Source organism: Pseudomonas sp. D4-21 (genome assembly GCF_051132125.1).
Lineage (GTDB): Bacteria > Pseudomonadota > Gammaproteobacteria > Pseudomonadales > Pseudomonadaceae > Aquipseudomonas.
In genome coordinates this window covers 1,117,028-1,135,428 of sequence record NZ_CP071664.1, presented here as the reverse complement: position 1 = coordinate 1,135,428, position 18,401 = coordinate 1,117,028, and the positions used below count along the sequence as shown (strand labels likewise).

Here is an 18,401-nt window from a genome sequence, read left to right as displayed (position 1 = left end):
TGGGCGAACGGCGGGTAACGCGGCGGGCGATTCATGGCTTCACCGATATAAACGACAGCGCCAAGGAGCTGACCAACGTACAACCGCAATCGCAGCGGTACCCGTCCAAGGCCAACAACTGCCCGTTGAAGCTGAACCCTCCCGCGCCTTGGGCGATGCGATTCTCGCCGTGCTTTTCGCAGCGGACCTTGTCCCCCACGCAGGACAGCGGCCGGCCGATCGCCAGGAAACGACCTTCGAGCACTTTGCCGCCGAAGGGGTGTAGAGAGTCGCCTAGGCGGATCACGGGCATCATGGCGCCACCTCCCCATCAAACTCCACCAGCACGCCGGCGAGCCGCAGCATCTCGTCGGTCCGATCGAGGCGCTGCAGATAGTCGTCCTGGGCGATCTGTTTCTTCTGCTCGATAACCACTTCGCCGATATGGCGCGTCGGCTGCAAAATCTTTTCCGCCCCCGGCAGAAACGGCACCACCGCCCCGCTGACCTGGTCGATCACCTGATAACCAATGGTCGCCGCGCCCATACCGGCCGCCACGCCACCCACCCCGCCCAGCGTGCCGCTGCGCTTGATGCCATACACCGTGGCGCCCGCCAGCACCGCCACCCCCAGCATCCGCCCGGCCACCACCACCGGAGACAGGTCACGACTGTTCTCATTGCCGAAATAGGTCATGCGATAAAAGAAGTAGCCGGCCCATAGCTCACGGGATGCCAACTTGTCGTGCATGAACCAGGCCCGTGAATCGTGGATGTGGTCATCGAACAACGCCACCAGCAGCGCCAGGCCAGGGTCCCGGCTGGGCCTGCCGAACCTGTCATCGAACAGTTGCTCGTAACGCAGCTCGCCCGCCGCCTTGATGCTGGCGTGGTCGCGCACCTCATCGTTCTCGTTGAGCAAATAGATCGTGTCGCGCATGACCACGTCCAGGACCGTACCGTACTTGCTGGTTTGTTTGCGTTCGATATCCAGATAGTCGTGCTTGAACTCAGTGGCGGCCTGGCTCAGTTGGGTCTGGTCGATCTGCGGTTCGTAGATCGGCGGGCCGGGATGATTCATCGCCGCCACGGGTTCTTTCTGGCGGTTCTTCAGCACGGTCCGTTTCTTGTCTTCATACTCGCTACGCTGTTGGTCCGTATCGTAGGCCGTGGCTTCCTGGGCCTCGGTGAAGAAAGGTTGATGCTTGTAGCTGTCGTCGTATCGATAGTGATCTTCAACCTGCTCGCGGTCATTGGCATAGCGGCCGATGCGCCAGCCGGTGATCCAGCCCAGTTGCTCGGCCAGGGTGTCTTCGACGGTGGTCGTGAGCAGCAAGGGGTGGTAGCCGTCAGTGGAAATGCTGCCCTGGTCCTCGGGCGAGGTCGTTTGCAGGGTCTGGTGGTGCCAGGCGTTGAAGCGTTCGATGACTTGCTGATTGACCACAAACTCTCCCAATGTTTGTGGCCCCATCTCACGCCATGATTTTTGTGTCTCAAGGTTCTTCGGCAATGCCGCTTCCGGCACCTGTAACGGAGCTCCGGCGGCAAATGCTGCTGCGTACAGATCGTGCAAAACGATCTGCGACACTAGCTCATCCGTACCGCCACGCGCCTTGCCCTGGTCGTTTTTCGGGTACCCACCGCCCACATCGGAGTGCACGCCGGGGTACACCACTTCATAGGTATTGGATGGGTAGTTGCCATCCTCGTTACGAACCGAGTCCAGTGGGAAACAGGCACGTTGTTCGAAGGCCGCCACAAAGTGCCGGCAGCATTTGACGAAATCGGGAAATGTCTTCGCGTCCGGCAAGAGCTGGGTGTCATCGGCCCAGTCCATGTGCCCGGCAAAAAACGGCGTGACATGGGCGATACCCACCGACGCCACGGTGTCCAGCAGGCCGAGGAACTCGATGCTCACCGGCAGGCCCAGTAAACTCTGTTCCGGTTTCTCGGCCCCATCCGGCGTGTCGAACAGCTGGCTCAGCCAGCTCACGAAAGTGCGCGCTTGCGCCGCGCCGCGGGAAAAACCATAGACGAAGAGCTTGACGCCCAGGACTTCAGGCTTGGCTTGAGGGACATGGGCTCTCAGGGGTTCCAGCAGGCCCTGCATGACTTGGCGCCGCCGACCAGCGCCGAAGATGCTCATCATCGGGGCTTTGAAAGTGCTCATGGATTTGACCTTGGCCTTGGCGACGCTACGGTCGATTTCCTTCTTATTATCCAGCGCGAAAGACAATGCGCTTGCGACTTGCACCAGGGCCCAGTTGATTCTGTCTTCGCCACCCGTGGCGTATCTCAGTCCATCCTCGCTGTAATCCAGTTCGCCAATCTCCGGAAAAGGGGTGCCTACGCCGGGCATGTAATAGGAGAAATAGCCACGTTCTTTCGCCGGAGTGCCTCTGAGTGACGCATGAAACAGCTTGGCAATATTACTGGGATGTCCTTCCTTGGTATCGTTGTCCTCGTTGTTGTTGGTCCCGTCAAAAAACAAGCTGATGTGCAAACTGTAGCAACAGGCGGAGTGCCGCTTTTGCCCTCGGGCATTGCTCGTCCGACGAAAAGCATTTTTCTCTGCAGTCTGCTTATTGTAATTCTCGACCACGTTTCGCATCTCTACGGGTAGCCGCCCACCGACTGGAAAGATGGGGGGCGCCCAGGCCTTGGCTTTTGAATTATTGTTTTTTTCTAGGGACATATAGCAGGCTCCTTCATTTGCTTTGGCTCTTTGATTGGGTTGTTCGGTGAACCGTACCCCCAGCAGGAAGTAGTGACCTTGATTTGATTACAAACTAGAAAATGAACCTTTAAGCCGCAGGAGTCCGTTCCCGACCATTCAGGGATCTCTACCGCAGCGCTATGCCGCTGATAATTAACTTTATGTTTCACCATAAAAGCTCGGAACTCATCGATTCCTAAAGACGGCGCATTCGCAAAAGGATCCGGATCCACTTCCCACTCGATATAAGCCTTCAACCCTGGACGCCATTTGGTCGGCATAACGATGCAGCACGAGCTGCCCCCACCGCCGTGAGCTCTATAACCATTAACTGAAAACCAATTAATTGCGCCCAAGGTGTGGTTGACGGCAGCCAAGTTCCCTCCCGCCATCTCGTTATCCGCAGAAGAACACCCCAGCAGCATCAACCCCAGCAAGGCATAGAGCCCCTGCAACGCCCACCTCCTGGGCATCGACAACGGCAACACTTTGTAAGCCCTCGAATTAGTTTTTATTTCGGGCATACGGCAGGCTCCTTCATCCCAAGCGGTTCTTTAATAGGATTTTGGGGTGAACCGTACCCCCAGCAGGCAGTAGTGACCTTGATTTGATTGCAAACAAGAAAATGGACCTTCAAGCCGCAGGAGTCCGTTCCTGACCACTCCGGGATTTCTACCGTAGCGCTATGCCGCCGGTAGTTAGCCGAATGCTTGGCATATGCTTCGCGAAACTCAATTGAGGTGACCGAAGGTAATTTTGCGTGTCGATTAGGATCCACCTCCCACTCAATATAAGCCTTCAACCCTGGACGCCATTTGGTCGGCATAATGATGCAACACGAACTGCCTCCTCCCCCGTCCGCCCTATATCCGTTAACCGATAACCAATTGATCGCATTCAACGTATGGTTAACGGCTTCTATATTCCCTCCCGCCATCTCGTTGTCCGCTGAAGAACACCCATGTAGCATCAATCCCAGCGAGGCATAGAGCCCCTGCGACGCCCACCTTCTGAGCACCGACAACGGCAGCACTTTGTAAGCCCTCGAATTAGTTTTTATTTCGGGCATACGGCAGGCTCCTTCATTTCAAGCGGTTCTTTAATCGGATTTTTGGGTGAGCCGTAGCCCCAACAGGAAGTAGTGACCTTAATTTGATTGCAAACTAAAAAATGGACCTTTAAGCCACAGGATTCCGTTCCCGGCCATTCCGGAATTTCTACCGTTGCGCTATGCCGTTGATAATTAATCTTGTGCTTTACCATAAAAACTCGAAATTCATCGGTTCCTAAAGGCGGTGCATCCGCAAAAGGATCAGGATCCACCTCCCATTCAATATAAGCCTTCAACCCTGGACGCCATTTGGTCGGCATAATGATGCAACACGAACTGCCTCCTCCCCCGTCCGCCCTATATCCGTTAACCGACAACCAATTGATCGCATTCAGCGTATGGTTAACGGCTTCTATATTCCCTCCCGCCATCTCATTATCCGCAGAAGAACACCCATGCAACATCAACCCCAGCAAGGCACAAGAACCTCGCACTATCGATTTGCGGAACATCAACTGCTTCATGGAAAAGTCCTTTTTATCAACTTCCTAAATCACGCAAAAAACCGCTTCGTCCGGAATCTTTTTTTTGCATGCGATCCGTTATGCAGCAATAGCCACCGCGACCATTGCCGGTCCTCCCTGGAGCTAAAAAGCGCAGTTGCGCACATACTCGCTGAGATCGTTGAAGTAATTCTCTTTGTTCGCCTTTACGACCAGCCGATATAACAACGCGAAACGCTGCTCCTGACTTTCCTCAAGCTGATCAAATTGGCCGCTATCAAAAAGCTGCTGCGCATCGGAGATGCATCCGATCAGGTCGCATTGCTCATCACTCAGTTCGACGGTGGGCGGTATGTCGATGCGCCCCCGTGTCTGGCTGGCGCCCCGTCGCCATTGCGGCTGGCCGTCCCGATCCAGCCAGCTCCAGTAACTGACAGGGAGCAGGAATTGGAGGCGCTGTTGGTCGCTCAAGATGGAGGAAATCAACAGAGGGAAGATTCGCGGGTCGTAGTACCGCAACAAGCCTGGCTGCCCACCCCAGTTCATTTGGGACAAGGTTTGCAGGGCCAGGCTGAGCGCGTCGAAGGGCAACGGTGAGATCGCGATCAACAGCCGGGCATCGGCTGCACAGTGAGTCATGAGTTCTTCCAGCCAGGCTCGATGTTGCCAATGCGCCAGATCCAGCCGCATCAACAGCGGCGCTTGCTCCAGCAGGTTTTCCTCCGGTGTACCGGTAAACAACGAATGCCATGCTATCTCTGGCGTTATTTGTTTCAGGGCCGGGATAGCGCAGCTGTCCCAGTCGGACTGGTCCAGCAAAAGGTCCACTCGCTGTATGTCCGCAGTCACGCAGACGTGTTCTATCTGCTGTTGCCATTCGCTTGGCGCTGCCATGTATGTATTCCTTATTTCAGCTTTCACGCGGAAGAATTCCCACGGCGTTTTCGCGGGCCATCTCCAGGCATTCCTTGCACACCGATTGCGGCAAATCCGCCAGTGCAAAAGATTGCCCGGCAGGCAGTTCCCAGACGTGCTGCCCCTTGAGGTTCAGCTTGCCGGGGCTATGGATATCGATTGCGCCGGTCGGGGTAATCCGAATGAACCCACCCCCACACGCCAGGGTGAGGCCATTCTTCGCCGTCACCTGCACATGCCCCTGCACCGACTGCACGGTGATGTCCTGCTGGGCTTTCATGCCCAGCCCATCGCCGTGGGATTCGATGTCCAGGGGACCTTTGCCGGAGACCAGGCGCAGGCCTTCCTGTTGGGCCAGCAGCGAGATGCCCTGGTTGGCGTGGGCCGATAGCCGCTTGGCGGCGGCGAGGTTGATTTCGTTGTGGCTTTGCAGGTACAGCGCGTCGCCGCTCTTGAGCAGCAGGCTGGCCGGGGTGACGGCGCCGATGCCCTGGGGGGCGCTGAGCAGGATGGCGGCGGCCGAAAGGTCTTTTGCGTCGGCCTGGAGTTGTTCCAAGCCGCGCAGGTCGGGTTTGCGGCTGTGGTGGGCCTGGGCGATGTCCTGCCATTCGGCCATCTGCTGTCTGGCACCTTCGACCTGGGCGGTGGCCGGGTCCATGCTGAGGACGTCGCCCTTGGCCTGGGTTTGCTCATCAGCACTGATAAACACCCCCTTGCCCGCACGAAGGGCGCCATGTCCATCGGTGCGCAACTCAAACCCTTCCCCCCGCTTCGTCTGCTCGGCATCCACCAGATGCCCCAGGTTCAACTGGCTCTTGCCGCTGTGCTCGGTGCTGAGCTTGATGTGCTCCTGCCCGCGGGTGTCGTCCATGCGTAGTTTGTTGTTGGTCGGAGTGCGCAGCACGTTGCGGCGCTCGTTGCGGGCGGTGACGGGGTCCGGGTGCCGGTCGTCGTGCAGGGCGTGGGCGATGTAGGGGCGGTCGGGGTCGCCGTGCTCGAAGGCCACCGCCACTTCGGTGCCGGCCTGCAGCGGGAAATGCAGGCCGTGGGTGTCGCCGCCGTAGGGTCGGGCCAGGCGCAGCCAGGCGCTTTCGCGGCCGGCTTGCCAGGTGTCGCGGTCGAACAGGAAGCGCACCTTGTAGCGGCCCTCGAAGTCGAGGTCAGCGTACGGCGGGTTGGCTTCCGGGTGACTGACGCGGGCGGGAATGGTGCCGCTGATGCGCGGCTTGGGCGGCAGCGGTGGGCGAAAGCACACGGTTTCCGAGTAAGGAATCGCTTGGAAGGTGGCGATGAAGCTGCGGTCCCGGGCCGCTTCGGTGCGCAGGCTGACGATCACCGCGCCGAACTCGAAGGCCTGGGGCGCGCCGCCGGTGATTTCGAGCATCTGGGCCGGGGCCAGGGTGGCGCTGCTGGTGGTGCCGCTGAGGCGGGTCTGGTCGTTGAGGTAGAGTTCATGGCGCAGGCGCGCGTAGAAAAAACCACTTTCGCTTTGCAGGTCCTCGTCCAGGGCGTAGCGCTCGCCCAGCACCGTGTAGGGTTCGCCGTAGTGATAGGCCTCGCCGTAGGTGCCCTTGGCGCGGCGGGTATGGTCGACCTCGCCGTCGAGGAACGCGTAGGCCTCGCGATGGTGGTAGGCGCGAAAGTTGATGTTTTTTTCCACCACCTGGTGGGCGGTTTGCAGGTGCCAGACCGCGTCCTGCTCGTTGGCGCACAAGCCGGACGGCGGGCGACACGGCAACTTGACGCCGCGCTGGTAGTGCCGCTGGTCGTCGTGAAACTCCACCACGTCGATGCTCAGGCGGTCATCGCTGACGACCCGGTACCAGATGCCGACATCAGCCAGCAGGCGCTCGATGAAGGCCAGATCGCTTTCGTCGTATTGCATGACCTGTTCACGCCGGGGGTAGTCGCGCACCACATTGAAATAGAAATGCTGGCCCCGGAAATCATGGCGCGTGCGCAGGATGTGTTCGACGATCTGCGGCACCGACTGGTGCTGGTAGATCCGAAACTGCTTGCCCCGCGCCAGTAGCGCGAAACGCGGTTGCAACGTGATCTCGTAGCGGGCTTCGTCGTTGGAGCCGGACAGGCGCTTGAACGCCGTGATCGCGCCATTGAACGTGCGCAGCGGCTTGATCTCCGGCGGCGCGAAGCCCTTGGGCGTCGGCGGTGGCGGCAGCGGGTAAAGACTGAAGTAGGCATCCCGGTTGAGCAGGTCGGTGGCCACCAGGTCGCGCTCGGTGCAGGTGAATTCGATGCGGTAGTGGTAGGGCCGGCTCAGGTGCTCCTCGCCGGTGAAGGCCAGGACGTCGAGATGGGCTGTGAGGTCGCAGACGCTCAGAGTGTGGCGGCTGTGGTCGAAGAAGGTGGGCCGTTGATCAAGCATGTTGCCGATCCCCCCAGGCGTTTGCAGCCGCTTGTTCCAAGAGGGAACGTGACGGGGCAAAAACCGTGTCGGCGTCGCTTTGATTGAAATCGAGTTGGTGCTGTTCAGATCGGTCTGCTGGCATGACTTCCCTTGGTGCCCGCGTCTTACGCGGGATTGGTTTTCAAGGGCATTCAGCGTGACTTACTTCAGAGGGTTGTTCCATCGAGTAACAACGGGTTCGGCGACGTTTGGGAAGCGTCCTATAGGGGAATATCGCAATCCCTTAGGAAATGACCCACACGGGGTTCATTGCCGCCATAAAAAAGGGCCACCCGAAGGCAGCCCTTAAAAAACTAGAGAGGTTTTTTGCTTACACGGCCGCGACAGGACGCATGTAAGAGATGGGTGCGGTGCTGGCGTCTTCGAACGTCACGACTTCCCAAGCATCTTTCTGCTCAATCAACTTGCGCAGCAGCTGGTTGTTCAGTGCGTGGCCGGACTTGAAGCCCTTGAACTCACCAATCAGGCTATTGCCCAGCAGGTAGAGGTCGCCGATTGCGTCGAGGATCTTGTGCTTGACGAATTCGTCTTCATAACGAAGGCCGTCTTCGTTCAACACGCCATCGGAGTCGACCACGATCGCATTTTCAACGCTGCCGCCGAGTGCGAGGTTGTGCTTGCGCAGGTACTCGATGTCACTCATGAAACCGAAGGTACGGGCGCGGCTGACTTCTTTTACGAACGAAGTGCTGGAAAAATCCACGCTTGCACTCTGGGTGCGGTCACGGAAAACCGGGTGATCGAAATCGATCTCGAAGCTCACCTTGAACCCTTCGAAAGGGACGAAAGTGGCGCGCTTGTCGCCGTCTTCCACTGTCACTTCCCGCAGGATGCGGATGAATTTCTTGGCCGCGTCCTGCTCTTCCAGGCCAGCCGATTGAATCAGGAATACGAAGGGTCCGGCACTGCCATCCATGATCGGGACTTCGGACGCGGAGAGCTCGACGTAGGCGTTATCGATGCCCAGGCCAGCCATGGCCGAGAGCAAATGCTCCACCGTGTCCACTTTGACGTCACCGTTGACCAGTGTGGTCGACATAGTGGTTTCACCGACGTTTTCCGCGCGAGCAGGAATCTGCACCACAGGGTCGAGGTCGGCACGACAAAACACGATGCCGGTGTCGACAGGCGCGGGCTTGAGGGTCAGGTAGACCTTCTCGCCGGAGTGCAGGCCGACACCTGTGGCACGGATAATATTCTTCAGGGTGCGTTGTTTAATCATGGCATGGGCCGCTTCAGCGCAAATTGCGAACTGGTATCAACAAAGGCTGGCGATGATAGCAGACCAGACCTTTGCTGAACACCAATCACCCGTATACCCCTGATACATTCCATCAATCGGCCTGACGACGCAGGAAAGCCGGGATGTCCAGGTAATCCAGATCATCTTGCGGATTCATCTTCGCGGCAGTCGCAGCACCCGCCTGGGCCTGGTTGCGCATGACGGTCGGACGGTCCAGGTCACGGTAGTTCACCGCAGGCGTTTCCTGACGAGCGGCAGCTGGCTGCTGTGGCTGCGAAGCCATGGCAGTCTGCACGGTGTTGTCGATCACCTTCATCGGCTTCTCGATTTTCGCGCCCAGGCCAGTGGCAACCACGGTCACGTGCAGCTCGTCACGCATGTCCGGATCGATCACGGTGCCGACCTTGACCATCGCGTGGTCGGAAGCGAATGCCTCGATGATGCTACCCACGTCGGAGTACTCGCCCAAAGACAAGTCCGGACCGGCGGTGATATTCACCAGGATGCCGCGGGCGCCCTGCAGGTTTACATCTTCCAGCAGCGGGTTGCGGATGGCCGCTTCGGTGGCTTCGCGAGCACGGTTCGGACCGCTGGCGCAGCCAGTGCCCATCATTGCCATGCCCATTTCGGACATCACGGTGCGCACGTCGGCAAAGTCGACGTTGATCATGCCTGGACGCTTGATGATGTCGGAGATACCGCGAACGGCACCGGCCAGTACATCGTCAGCCTTGGCGAAAGCCGACAGCAGGCTTGCGTCTTTACCCAGGATGGTCAGCAGCTTCTCGTTGGGGATGGTGATCAACGAGTCGACGCTTTCGCTCAGCGCGCGGATGCCTTCATCGGCGATCTGCATGCGCTTGCGGCCTTCGAACGGGAACGGACGGGTCACCACCGCAACGGTGAGGATGCCCATTTCCTTGGCCACTTCGGCAATGATCGGCGCTGCACCGGTACCGGTACCACCGCCCATGCCCGTGGTGATGAACACCATGTTGGTGCCGGCCAGGACTTCAGCGATGCGCTCGCGGTCTTCCAGGGCAGCCTGACGGCCAACCTCGGGATTCGCGCCGGCACCCAGGCCCTTGGTCACGCCGGTGCCCAGTTGAAGGATGGTCCGCGCGCCGATGTTTTTCAGCGCTTGAGCATCGGTGTTGGCGCAGATGAATTCGACGCCTTCGATGTTGCTCTTGACCATGTGGTTGACAGCGTTGCCGCCGCCACCGCCGACACCGATTACTTTGATAACCGGGCTAGCGGGGATGTTGTCTACGAGTTCGAACATGTTCCCTCTCCTTTCATTCTCTAGTTTTTTCGCCTACTGCGTTTTATTGCCGTCTTGCAACGCCGAGCCTGAAACCCGGCGCCTGAAGCTTGAATCTTTAGAAATTGCCTTTCACCCAGGCCTGGAGCCGCTCGAACAACGGAGCCTTGGGCTCGTCGCTGCTGTAGCTATCGCGGCTGCCAATCCCTGAGAACGAGATCCCGTCGGATTGCTTCTGCAGGCCGTACATCAACAGGCCCACGCCGGTGGAATAGATCGGGTTGCGGACCACGTCGTCCAGCCCCTTGACGCCATGCGGCACGCCCAGGCGCACCGGCATGTGGAAAATCTCTTCGGCCAGCTCGACCGCGCCTTCCATCTTCGACGTACCGCCGGTCAGCACGATGCCGGCCGGGATCAGGTCTTCGTAGCCACTGCGACGCAGTTCGGCCTGGATCAGCGTGAACAACTCGTCGTAACGCGGCTCGACCACTTCGGCCAGCGCCTGGCGCGACAGTTCGCGCGGCGGACGGTCGCCGACGCTCGGCACCTTGATGGTTTCACCGGCACCGGCCAGTTTCGCCAGGGCGCAGGCGTAGCGGATTTTGATTTCCTCGGCGTACTGGGTCGGGGTGCGCAGCGCCATCGCGATGTCGTTGGTCACCTGATCGCCTGCGATCGGGATCACGGCCGTGTGGCGAATCGCGCCTTCGGTGAAGATCGCGATGTCGGTGGTGCCGCCGCCGATGTCCACCAGGCATACGCCCAGCTCTTTCTCGTCGTCGGTCAGCACCGAGTACGCCGAGGCCAGCTGCTCGAGGATGATGTCGTCGATTTCCAGGCCGCAGCGGCGCACGCATTTCTCGATGTTCTGCGCGGCGTTCACCGCACAGGTCACCACGTGGACCTTGGCTTCCAGGCGCACGCCCGACATGCCCAGGGGCTCGCGCACGCCTTCCTGGTTATCGATCACGTAGTCCTGCGGCAGGGTGTGCAGCACGCGCTGGTCGGCCGGAATCGCTACGGCCTGGGCCGCGTCGAGTACGCGCTCGAGGTCGGCGGAGCTGACTTCGCGATCACGAATCGCCACGATGCCGTGGGAGTTCAGGCTGCGGATGTGATTGCCCGCCACGCCGACGAACGCCGAGTGGATCCGGCAACCGGCCATCAGCTGCGCTTCTTCGATGGCGCGCTGGATCGATTGCACGGTGGACTCGATGTTCACCACCACGCCTTTTTTCAAGCCGCGGGACGGGTGTGTACCGATTCCGACGATGACCAGCGTGCCGTCGTCCGCGACCTCGCCTACCAGCGCAACCACCTTGGAAGTGCCGATATCCAGACCGACGATCATTTTCCCGCTTTGCACGTTTGCCATGGGTCCTGCCTCTTCTTAATTCTTCGCGACGGCGGGTTCGGCCGTCGTCGGCGCTACAGGTTCCCGCCAGCCAACAGCGAGGCCGTTGGCGTAGCGCAGATCGATGCGCGCAATGTTCGTAATCTGTTCTTTGAGCGTCTTGTCATAGATGGCGATGAAGCGGCGCATCTTTTCCACCAGGTTGCCGCGCCCGAGCAGCAGCTCGATGCCCGGTCCCGAGCTGCCCGCGCCAGTGGTCAGGAACCAGCTGCCGCGTTCACGCAATTCCAGGCGCGCGATGGAGAAGCCCAATGGCCGCAACATCTGGCTCAACACCTGGTATTGCTGCATCACTTGTTGCTGGGCCCGCTGTGGACCGAACAGTTGGGGCAAATGTTCATAATTGGCCAGTTCCCGTGGCGTAAACGCCTGGCCCTGGTTGTTCAACAGAGACTCGTCGCCCCAACGGGCCACCGGCAATTGCTCTTCCAGCCGGATCGACACCTGGTCCGGCCACACCCGCCGGACTTCGGCGTGGGCGATCCAGGGCATCTGCTCCAGTTCCGTGCGCATGCCCGCCAGGTCGATGGTGAAGAAGCTCGACGCGACGAACGGGGCAATCCGCTGCTGCACCGCCTGCTGGCTGATGTAGCTCAGGTCGCCCTGGACATTGATCCGGGCAATCGGCCGGTCGGCATAAGGCAGCAACCGTTGCGCGCCTTCATACGTGCCGAACCCCAACGCCACCAGCAGCACCGGCCAGAACAGGCTCTTGAGAAAACCAAAATTGGCTTTCGGCAAGCGCGCCGACATCGGCTCTTTGGCCACCATTCGGCTGGCACCCCGCGGCACCGGCTTGCGACCGGGTGCGGATGGCTGATGACGAAGCGATGCGCCTTGCATGGCTTAACCTCTTGGCTCTTGATGGCCGACACTGGCAGCCAGGATCGCCAGCACCAGTTGCTGGAAATCCAGGCCGGCGGCACGCGCCGCCATCGGCACCAGGCTGTGATCGGTCATGCCGGGGGCGGTGTTGACTTCCAGGAACCAGAACTGCCCATCGGCGTCCTGCATCACGTCCGCCCGGCCCCAACCGGCGATGCCCAGCGCCTCACAGGCCTTGGCCGTGAGGTCCATCAGTTCTTTTTCCTTGGCGGCATCCAGCCCACAGGGGATGCGGTACTGGGTGTCATTGGCGATGTATTTGGCGTCGTAGTCGTAGAACGTGTGGGGCGTGCCCAGGGCAATCGGGGGCAACACCTGATCACGCAGGGTGGCGATGGTGAACTCCGGACCGGTGATCCATTGCTCGACCAACACTTGCGAATCGTAGGAACTGGCGTCCTTCCAGGCTGCGGTCAACTCAGGCAGCGAATTCACTTTCGCCATGCCAATACTGGAACCTTCATGGGCCGGTTTGACGATCAAAGGAAAGCCCAGTTCCGTGGCCGCCGAAATACAATCGGCCTCGCTGGCGAGCACGGCGTGACGCGGCGTCGGAATGCCGAGGCTGTGCCAGACCTGCTTGGTGCGCAGCTTGTCCATCGCCAGGGCCGACGCGAGGATGCCGCTGCCGGTGTAGGGAATGCCCAGGCATTCGAGCAGCCCTTGCATGCTGCCGTCTTCGCCGCCGCGACCGTGGAGAATGATGAACGCACGGTCGATTTTTTCGCTCAGCAGGCGCTGCAGGAAATCGTCGCCCACGTCGATGCCGAAGGCGTCGACGCCAGCGCTCTGCAAGGCTTGCAACACGGCGTTACCGGACTTGAGGGACACCTCGCGCTCGGCACTCTTGCCGCCGAACAGCACGGCGACGCGGCCGAAGGCTTTCGGGTCAAGGGTCGAGGCCAGGTTGGCGTATGCAGCAGTCATTTCAGTTTCCCCTCGCTGGAGGCCACGATGGCTCCGGCGAATAACGGACTATTCAACAATTTCGGGGCCAGGCCACCGATGTCACCCGCGCCCTGGCACAGCAGGATGTCCCCAGCGCGCAGCAATGGCTTGACCAGCGGCGCGAGGTCCACGCCACGGTCGATGTAGATCGGGTCCAACTGGCCACGCTGGCGGATGCTGTGGCACAGCTGGCGGCTGTCGGCGCCGGGGATCGGCTCTTCGCCCGCCGGATAGACTTCCATCAACAGCAGCACGTTGGCATCGGCCAGGACCTGGACAAAATCGTCGTACAGGTCGCGGGTGCGGCTGTACCGGTGCGGTTGATAGACCATCACCAGACGCCGCTCCGGCCAGCCACCGCGCACGGCCTTGATCACCGCCGCGACTTCGGTCGGGTGGTGGCCGTAATCGTCCACCAGCATCACGTTACCGCCGTCCACCGGCAGCTCGCCGTAGACCTGAAAACGTCGGCCCACGCCCTGGAAGCCCGACAAGCCCTGGACGATGGCTTCGTCGCTGACGCCTTCGTCGGTGGCTATGCAGATGGTGGCCAAGGCATTGAGCACGTTGTGGTTGCCGGGCATGTTCACCGAGACGTCCAACGGCTCGCGGTCGGGACGCAACACGGTGAAGAAGGTCTGCATGCCCTTCTGGCGCACATTGATGGCGCGCACATCGGCTTCTTCCCCAAAGCCGTAGGTCACGGTTGGGCGCTTGATCAGTGGCAGGATTTCACGAACCACCGGGTCGTCCAGGCACACCACGGCCAAACCATAGAACGGCAGGTTGTGGAGGAACTCGACGAAGGTTTTCTTCAGTTTGTTGAAGTCGCCGTCGTAGGTCGCCATGTGGTCGGCGTCGATGTTGGTCACCACGGCCACCAGCGGTTGCAGGTGCAGGAAACTCGCATCGCTCTCGTCGGCTTCGGCGATCAGGTAGCGGCTGGTGCCCAGTTGGGCATTGGTGCCCGCGGCATTCAGGCGACCACCGATCACAAAGGTCGGGTCCAGGCCACCGGCGGCGAACACCGAGGCGATCAGGCTGGTGGTGGTGGTCTTGCCGTGGGTGCCGGCGACGGCGATGCCGTGGCGATAACGCATCAGCTCGGCCAGCATCTCGGCCCGTGGCACCACGGGAATACGACGTTCCAGGGCGGTGGCAACCTCCGGGTTGGAGGTGTTCACGGCGCTGGACACCACCAGCACGTCGGCATTGGCGGCGTTCTCGGCACGGTGGCCGATAAAGATCTGCGCACCGAACGATTCCAGGCGTTCGGTGACCGGGGAAGCCTTCAGGTCGGAACCCGAGACCTGGTAACCCAGGTTCAGCAACACCTCGGCGATCCCGCACATGCCCACGCCGCCGATACCGACGAAGTGGATGCGACGGATGCGGCGCATTTCCGGTTGTGGCATGGCTTTGCGATTCTCAACCATGGGCCACCTCCAGGCAGGTGTCGACCACTTGGGCCGTGGCATCGGGTTTGGCCAGGCGGCGCGCGGCGCGAGCCATGTCTTCGAGTGTTTGCGGCTGCATCAAGACCTCTGTCAGGCGCGCGGCAAGATCCGCGGCGCCAGTCGTTCTTTGCGGCATCAGGAAGGCAGCGCCTTCACGGGCCAAATAATCGGCGTTGCGAGTCTGGTGATCGTCGATGGCATGGGGCAAAGGCACCAGCATCGAGGGCAGACCGGCGGCAGCCAGTTCACTGATGGTCAGCGCGCCTGCGCGACAGACCACCAGGTCGGCCCAGCCATAGGCCTGGGCCATGTCTTTGATGAAGGGCTGCACTTGCGCCTCGACGCCAGCGGCGCGATAGCGTTCGGCAGTCACTTCATCGTGGTTTTTGCCGGCCTGGTGAAACACTTCCGGCCGCAGTTCGGGGGCAACCTGCGACAGGGCTTCGGGCAGCAGCTTGTTCAACGGTTCGGCCCCCAGGCTTCCGCCCAGGACCAGCAAACGCGCCTTGCGTCCGGCCAGGGCCGGGCGCGGTGCAGCGAGGAACAGCTCCGTACGCACGGGATTACCCGTGGTGCGACGGCTGCCCGACAGGGTAAAGGTGTCCGGGAAGGCTTCACATACCCGGGCGGCCAACGGCACCAATAACCGATTGGCGGTACCGGCCACGGCATTCTGCTCGTGGACGATCACCGGCACACCGGCCAGTTTTGCCGCAACACCGCCGGGGCCGGTCACATAGCCACCAAAACCGACCACGCACACCGGCCGCAGCCGACGAATGATCGCCCGCGCCTGCCAGACCGACTTGAGCAGCATCAGCGGCGCCTTGAGCAGCGACAGCTTGCCTTTGCCCCGCAGGCCGCTGGCATTGATCCGGTGCAGCTCCAGGCCAGCGGCGGGCACCAACTCATTCTCGATGCCCCGTGGCGTACCCAGCCAATGCACGGTGTAGCCGCGCGCCTGGAACTCCCGGGCACAGGCCAGCGCCGGGAACACATGCCCGCCGGTACCGCCCGCCATGATCAGCACGTTAGCGCCCATGAGTCGGCTCCTCGGCGAAGTCGCTCTCCTGGAATTCCATCTCTTCGCTGCCCAAGTGGGTTCGGCTCTCCCATTCGATGCGCAGCAACAGGCCAAGACAGGCACAGCAGATCACCAGGGAGCTGCCGCCATAACTGAGGAACGGCAGCGTCAGGCCCTTGGTCGGCAACAGGCCGACGTTCACGCCGATGTTGATCAGGAACTGGCCGATCCACAGGAACGACAGGCCATACGCCACATACGCGGCGAAGAACTGCTTGGCCTTCTCGGCCCACAAGCCGATGTACATGCCGCGCACGCAGACGAACACGAACAGTGCAACGGTGCACAAGGAGCCCACGACGCCGAGTTCTTCGGCCAGTACCGAAAACACGAAGTCGGTATGCGCTTCCGGCAGATAGAACTGCTTCTGCACACTGTTGCCCAAGCCCACGCCCAGCCACTCGCCACGGCCGAAGGCGATCAAGGCCTGGGTCAGTTGATAGCCGGAACCGAACTGGTCGGCCCACGGATCGGTAAACGTGATCAGACGCGCCATTCGATACGGTTGTGCCTGCACCAGCACGGTCACCGCCGCCACGGCCAGCGCCACCATCAGGATGAAGCGGAACAGCCCGACCCCACCGAGAAACAGCATCGCCGCAGCCGCGCCCATCATCACTACCGTGGCGCCGAAGTCCGGCTCCATCAGCAACAGGCCTGCCATGGGCAGCAACACGATGAATGGCTTGAAGAAGCCCATCCAGCTTTCGCGCACTTCCTTCTGGCGACGCACCAGGTAACCGGCAAGGAAAATCACCACGAAGACCTTGGCGATTTCCGAAGGCTGGACGTTGAAAAAACTGAACCCGATCCAGCGCATCGAGCCGTTGACCTCGCGGCCGATGCCCGGCACCAACACCATGACCAGCAGGCCGAAGGCCCCCAACAGCATCATCCAGCCCAAGCGTTGCCAAGTGGCGATCGGCACCATCATGGTCACGATGCAGGCACCCAGGCCGATCACCAGGTAAATCAGATGGCGGATCATGTGGTAAAGCGTGTTGCCCGACTGAACGGCAGCCACTTCCGACGACGCAGAGGTGATCATCACCAGGCCCAGGCCGAGCAATGCCAGGCAACCGGCGAGCATCGGGAAATCGAGGTCGATGCCACGGCCGGTGATCAGCGGCGACGGGTACGGCTTGATGATGTTCAGCAAGCTCATGCCAAGTCCTCCACGGCCTGGGCGAACTGGCGCCCGCGCTCTTCGTAGTTCTTGAACATGTCGAAACTGGCGCAGGCCGGCGACAACAGGACGGCATCGCCCGCTTGCGCGAGGGCGCGGCATTGCTGCACTGCCTCATCCAGCGAAGCGACACGAACCAGCGGCACCGCATCGCCCAACGCCTGGGCGATCAGTTCGCGGTCGCGGCCCATCAGCACCACGGCACGGCAATTGGCGGTCACGGGGCCGCGCAGGTCCTTGAAGTCGGCGCCCTTGCCGTCACCACCGGCGATCAGCACGAGCTTGCCGTCGATGTCCGCGCCCAGGCCTTCGATGGCCGCCAGCGCGGCACCGACATTGGTGGCCTTGGAATCGTTGTACCAGGCCACGCCATCCAGATCGCGCACCCATTGGCAGCGGTGTTCCAGCCCTGCGAACTGGCGCAAGGCCGAGAGCATGGCGTCGAACGGCAGACCGACCGCGTGGCCCAGGGCCAGCGCCGCAAGGGCATTGGCCTGGTTGTGGGCGCCGCGGATTTTCAACTCACGCACTGGCATCAGGTTCTGGAATTGGAAAGCGAGGTATTTTTCGCCGTTCTCTTCACGCAAGCCGAAGCCTTTGAAATCCGGAACACCCAAGCCGAAGGTCCAGCACGGCAGCCCTTCGCCCATCAGCGGACGGGTCAACGCGTCCTGGCGGTTGAACACGACCTGGCGGGCGCCACGGAAAACCCGGTGCTTGGCCAGGTGATACGCCGGCAGGCCGCTGTAGCGGTCCATGTGGTCTTCGCTGATGTTGAGCACCGTCGCCACTTCGGCGCCGAGATGGTCGGTGGTCTCAAGCTGGAAGCTCGACAGTTCCATGACATACAGCTCGATGTCATCGCCGAGCAGGTCCAGGGCCGGGGTCCCCAGGTTGCCGCCCACCGCGACGCGCTTGCCGGCCGCCGCGGCCATTTCACCGACCAGAGTGGTGACGGTGCTTTTCGCGTTGGAGCCGGTGATGGCGACAATCGGCGCCTTCGCGTTGCGGGCGAACAGCTCGATGTCGCCGGACAGTTTCACGCCTCGGGCAGCCGCAGCCTGCAGCGCCGGAGTCGCCAGGGCCAGGCCGGGGCTCACGTAGAGCTCATCGGCGCGGCACAGGAACTCGACGTCCAGCTCGCCACAACGCACGTCCACCTGCGGATAGTCACGGCGCAGCGTGGCCAGCTCAGGCGGATTTTCCCGCGTATCGGCCACGGCAAACGACACGCCCCGGTTCGCCAGGAAGCGAACCAGGGACATGCCGCTCTTGCCGAGGCCGACAACGATGCGGAAGTGGTCAGAAGCGATCAGGGACACTCGT

At 61.0% G+C, this 18,401-nt stretch carries 16 protein-coding genes; all 16 read right to left on the bottom strand.

Annotation, left to right across the window (positions count from 1 at the left end):
* Positions 1-31: 31 nt before the first annotated feature.
* Entirely contained in the window at positions 32-295 is a 264-nt protein-coding gene (locus J3Q04_RS05015; protein WP_420767936.1) for a PAAR domain-containing protein, read from the bottom strand.
* Positions 292-2,673, bottom strand: a complete 2,382-nt coding sequence (locus J3Q04_RS05010) for a T6SS phospholipase effector Tle1-like catalytic domain-containing protein (protein WP_434607641.1) — start codon at positions 2,671-2,673, stop codon at positions 292-294. Before J3Q04_RS05010 ends, J3Q04_RS05015 begins: the two co-directional genes overlap by 4 nt.
* On the bottom strand, positions 2,664-3,167 hold the full coding sequence (locus J3Q04_RS05005; RefSeq protein WP_434611654.1) for a DUF3304 domain-containing protein: 504 nt from the start codon (positions 3,165-3,167) through the stop codon (positions 2,664-2,666). Before J3Q04_RS05005 ends, J3Q04_RS05010 begins: the two co-directional genes overlap by 10 nt.
* Before the next feature lie 38 nt (positions 3,168-3,205).
* Positions 3,206-3,664, bottom strand: coding sequence for a DUF3304 domain-containing protein (locus tag J3Q04_RS05000; RefSeq protein WP_434611655.1), 459 nt, complete (start codon positions 3,662-3,664; stop codon positions 3,206-3,208).
* 86 nt (positions 3,665-3,750) lie between these two features.
* A complete protein-coding gene (locus J3Q04_RS04995; protein WP_434611657.1) occupies positions 3,751-4,257 on the bottom strand; it encodes a DUF3304 domain-containing protein in 507 nt (168 codons plus the stop codon).
* 135 nt (positions 4,258-4,392) lie between these two features.
* Positions 4,393-5,142 carry a DUF4123 domain-containing protein gene (locus J3Q04_RS04990; RefSeq protein ID WP_434611659.1) on the bottom strand — a complete coding sequence of 250 codons (750 nt, stop codon included), beginning with the start codon at positions 5,140-5,142 and terminating at the stop codon, positions 4,393-4,395.
* 16 nt (positions 5,143-5,158) lie between these two features.
* Entirely contained in the window at positions 5,159-7,549 is a 2,391-nt protein-coding gene (locus tag J3Q04_RS04985) for a type VI secretion system Vgr family protein (protein ID WP_434607643.1), read from the bottom strand.
* A 352-nt stretch (positions 7,550-7,901) separates the two neighbouring features.
* Positions 7,902-8,813: a UDP-3-O-acyl-N-acetylglucosamine deacetylase gene (gene lpxC, locus J3Q04_RS04980; RefSeq protein ID WP_095106092.1), complete on the bottom strand. Its 912-nt coding sequence runs from the start codon at positions 8,811-8,813 to the stop codon at positions 7,902-7,904.
* A 112-nt stretch (positions 8,814-8,925) separates the two neighbouring features.
* Entirely contained in the window at positions 8,926-10,119 is a 1,194-nt protein-coding gene (ftsZ, locus tag J3Q04_RS04975) for a cell division protein FtsZ (RefSeq protein WP_420765420.1), read from the bottom strand.
* A 97-nt stretch (positions 10,120-10,216) separates the two neighbouring features.
* A complete protein-coding gene (ftsA, locus tag J3Q04_RS04970) occupies positions 10,217-11,476 on the bottom strand; it encodes a cell division protein FtsA (protein WP_003205342.1) in 1,260 nt (419 codons plus the stop codon).
* Positions 11,477-11,491: 15 nt separating this feature from the next.
* Positions 11,492-12,358, bottom strand: coding sequence for a cell division protein FtsQ/DivIB (locus tag J3Q04_RS04965; protein WP_042729561.1), 867 nt, complete (start codon positions 12,356-12,358; stop codon positions 11,492-11,494).
* A 3-nt stretch (positions 12,359-12,361) separates the two neighbouring features.
* Positions 12,362-13,327, bottom strand: a complete 966-nt coding sequence (locus tag J3Q04_RS04960) for a D-alanine--D-alanine ligase (protein ID WP_420765421.1) — start codon at positions 13,325-13,327, stop codon at positions 12,362-12,364.
* Positions 13,324-14,784 carry a UDP-N-acetylmuramate--L-alanine ligase gene (gene murC, locus J3Q04_RS04955; RefSeq protein WP_420765422.1) on the bottom strand — a complete coding sequence of 487 codons (1,461 nt, stop codon included), beginning with the start codon at positions 14,782-14,784 and terminating at the stop codon, positions 13,324-13,326. Before murC ends, J3Q04_RS04960 begins: the two co-directional genes overlap by 4 nt.
* A complete protein-coding gene (murG, locus tag J3Q04_RS04950) occupies positions 14,777-15,847 on the bottom strand; it encodes an undecaprenyldiphospho-muramoylpentapeptide beta-N-acetylglucosaminyltransferase (RefSeq protein ID WP_420765423.1) in 1,071 nt (356 codons plus the stop codon). Before murG ends, murC begins: the two co-directional genes overlap by 8 nt.
* Positions 15,837-17,054, bottom strand: coding sequence for a putative lipid II flippase FtsW (ftsW, locus tag J3Q04_RS04945; protein ID WP_420765424.1), 1,218 nt, complete (start codon positions 17,052-17,054; stop codon positions 15,837-15,839). Before ftsW ends, murG begins: the two co-directional genes overlap by 11 nt.
* Entirely contained in the window at positions 17,051-18,397 is a 1,347-nt protein-coding gene (murD, locus tag J3Q04_RS04940; RefSeq protein WP_434607647.1) for a UDP-N-acetylmuramoyl-L-alanine--D-glutamate ligase, read from the bottom strand. Before murD ends, ftsW begins: the two co-directional genes overlap by 4 nt.
* Positions 18,398-18,401: the final 4 nt, after the last annotated feature.

Coding starts and splice junctions, on each gene's coding strand:
- J3Q04_RS04990 (WP_434611659.1), bottom strand. CDS start 5,142: ATGGCAGCGCCAAGCGAATGGCAACAGCAGATAGAACACGTCTGCGTG.
- murC (WP_420765422.1), bottom strand. CDS start 14,784: ATGGTTGAGAATCGCAAAGCCATGCCACAACCGGAAATGCGCCGCATC.
- ftsZ (WP_420765420.1), bottom strand. CDS start 10,119: ATGTTCGAACTCGTAGACAACATCCCCGCTAGCCCGGTTATCAAAGTA.
- J3Q04_RS05000 (WP_434611655.1), bottom strand. CDS start 3,664: ATGCTACATGGGTGTTCTTCAGCGGACAACGAGATGGCGGGAGGGAAT.
- J3Q04_RS04965 (WP_042729561.1), bottom strand. CDS start 12,358: ATGCAAGGCGCATCGCTTCGTCATCAGCCATCCGCACCCGGTCGCAAG.
- murG (WP_420765423.1), bottom strand. CDS start 15,847: ATGGGCGCTAACGTGCTGATCATGGCGGGCGGTACCGGCGGGCATGTG.
- J3Q04_RS04985 (WP_434607643.1), bottom strand. CDS start 7,549: ATGCTTGATCAACGGCCCACCTTCTTCGACCACAGCCGCCACACTCTG.
- lpxC (WP_095106092.1), bottom strand. CDS start 8,813: ATGATTAAACAACGCACCCTGAAGAATATTATCCGTGCCACAGGTGTC.
- J3Q04_RS05005 (WP_434611654.1), bottom strand. CDS start 3,167: ATGCCCAGGAGGTGGGCGTTGCAGGGGCTCTATGCCTTGCTGGGGTTG.
- J3Q04_RS04960 (WP_420765421.1), bottom strand. CDS start 13,327: ATGACTGCTGCATACGCCAACCTGGCCTCGACCCTTGACCCGAAAGCC.
- J3Q04_RS04995 (WP_434611657.1), bottom strand. CDS start 4,257: ATGTTCCGCAAATCGATAGTGCGAGGTTCTTGTGCCTTGCTGGGGTTG.
- ftsA (WP_003205342.1), bottom strand. CDS start 11,476: ATGGCAAACGTGCAAAGCGGGAAAATGATCGTCGGTCTGGATATCGGC.
- ftsW (WP_420765424.1), bottom strand. CDS start 17,054: ATGAGCTTGCTGAACATCATCAAGCCGTACCCGTCGCCGCTGATCACC.
- J3Q04_RS05010 (WP_434607641.1), bottom strand. CDS start 2,673: ATGTCCCTAGAAAAAAACAATAATTCAAAAGCCAAGGCCTGGGCGCCC.
- J3Q04_RS05015 (WP_420767936.1), bottom strand. CDS start 295: ATGATGCCCGTGATCCGCCTAGGCGACTCTCTACACCCCTTCGGCGGC.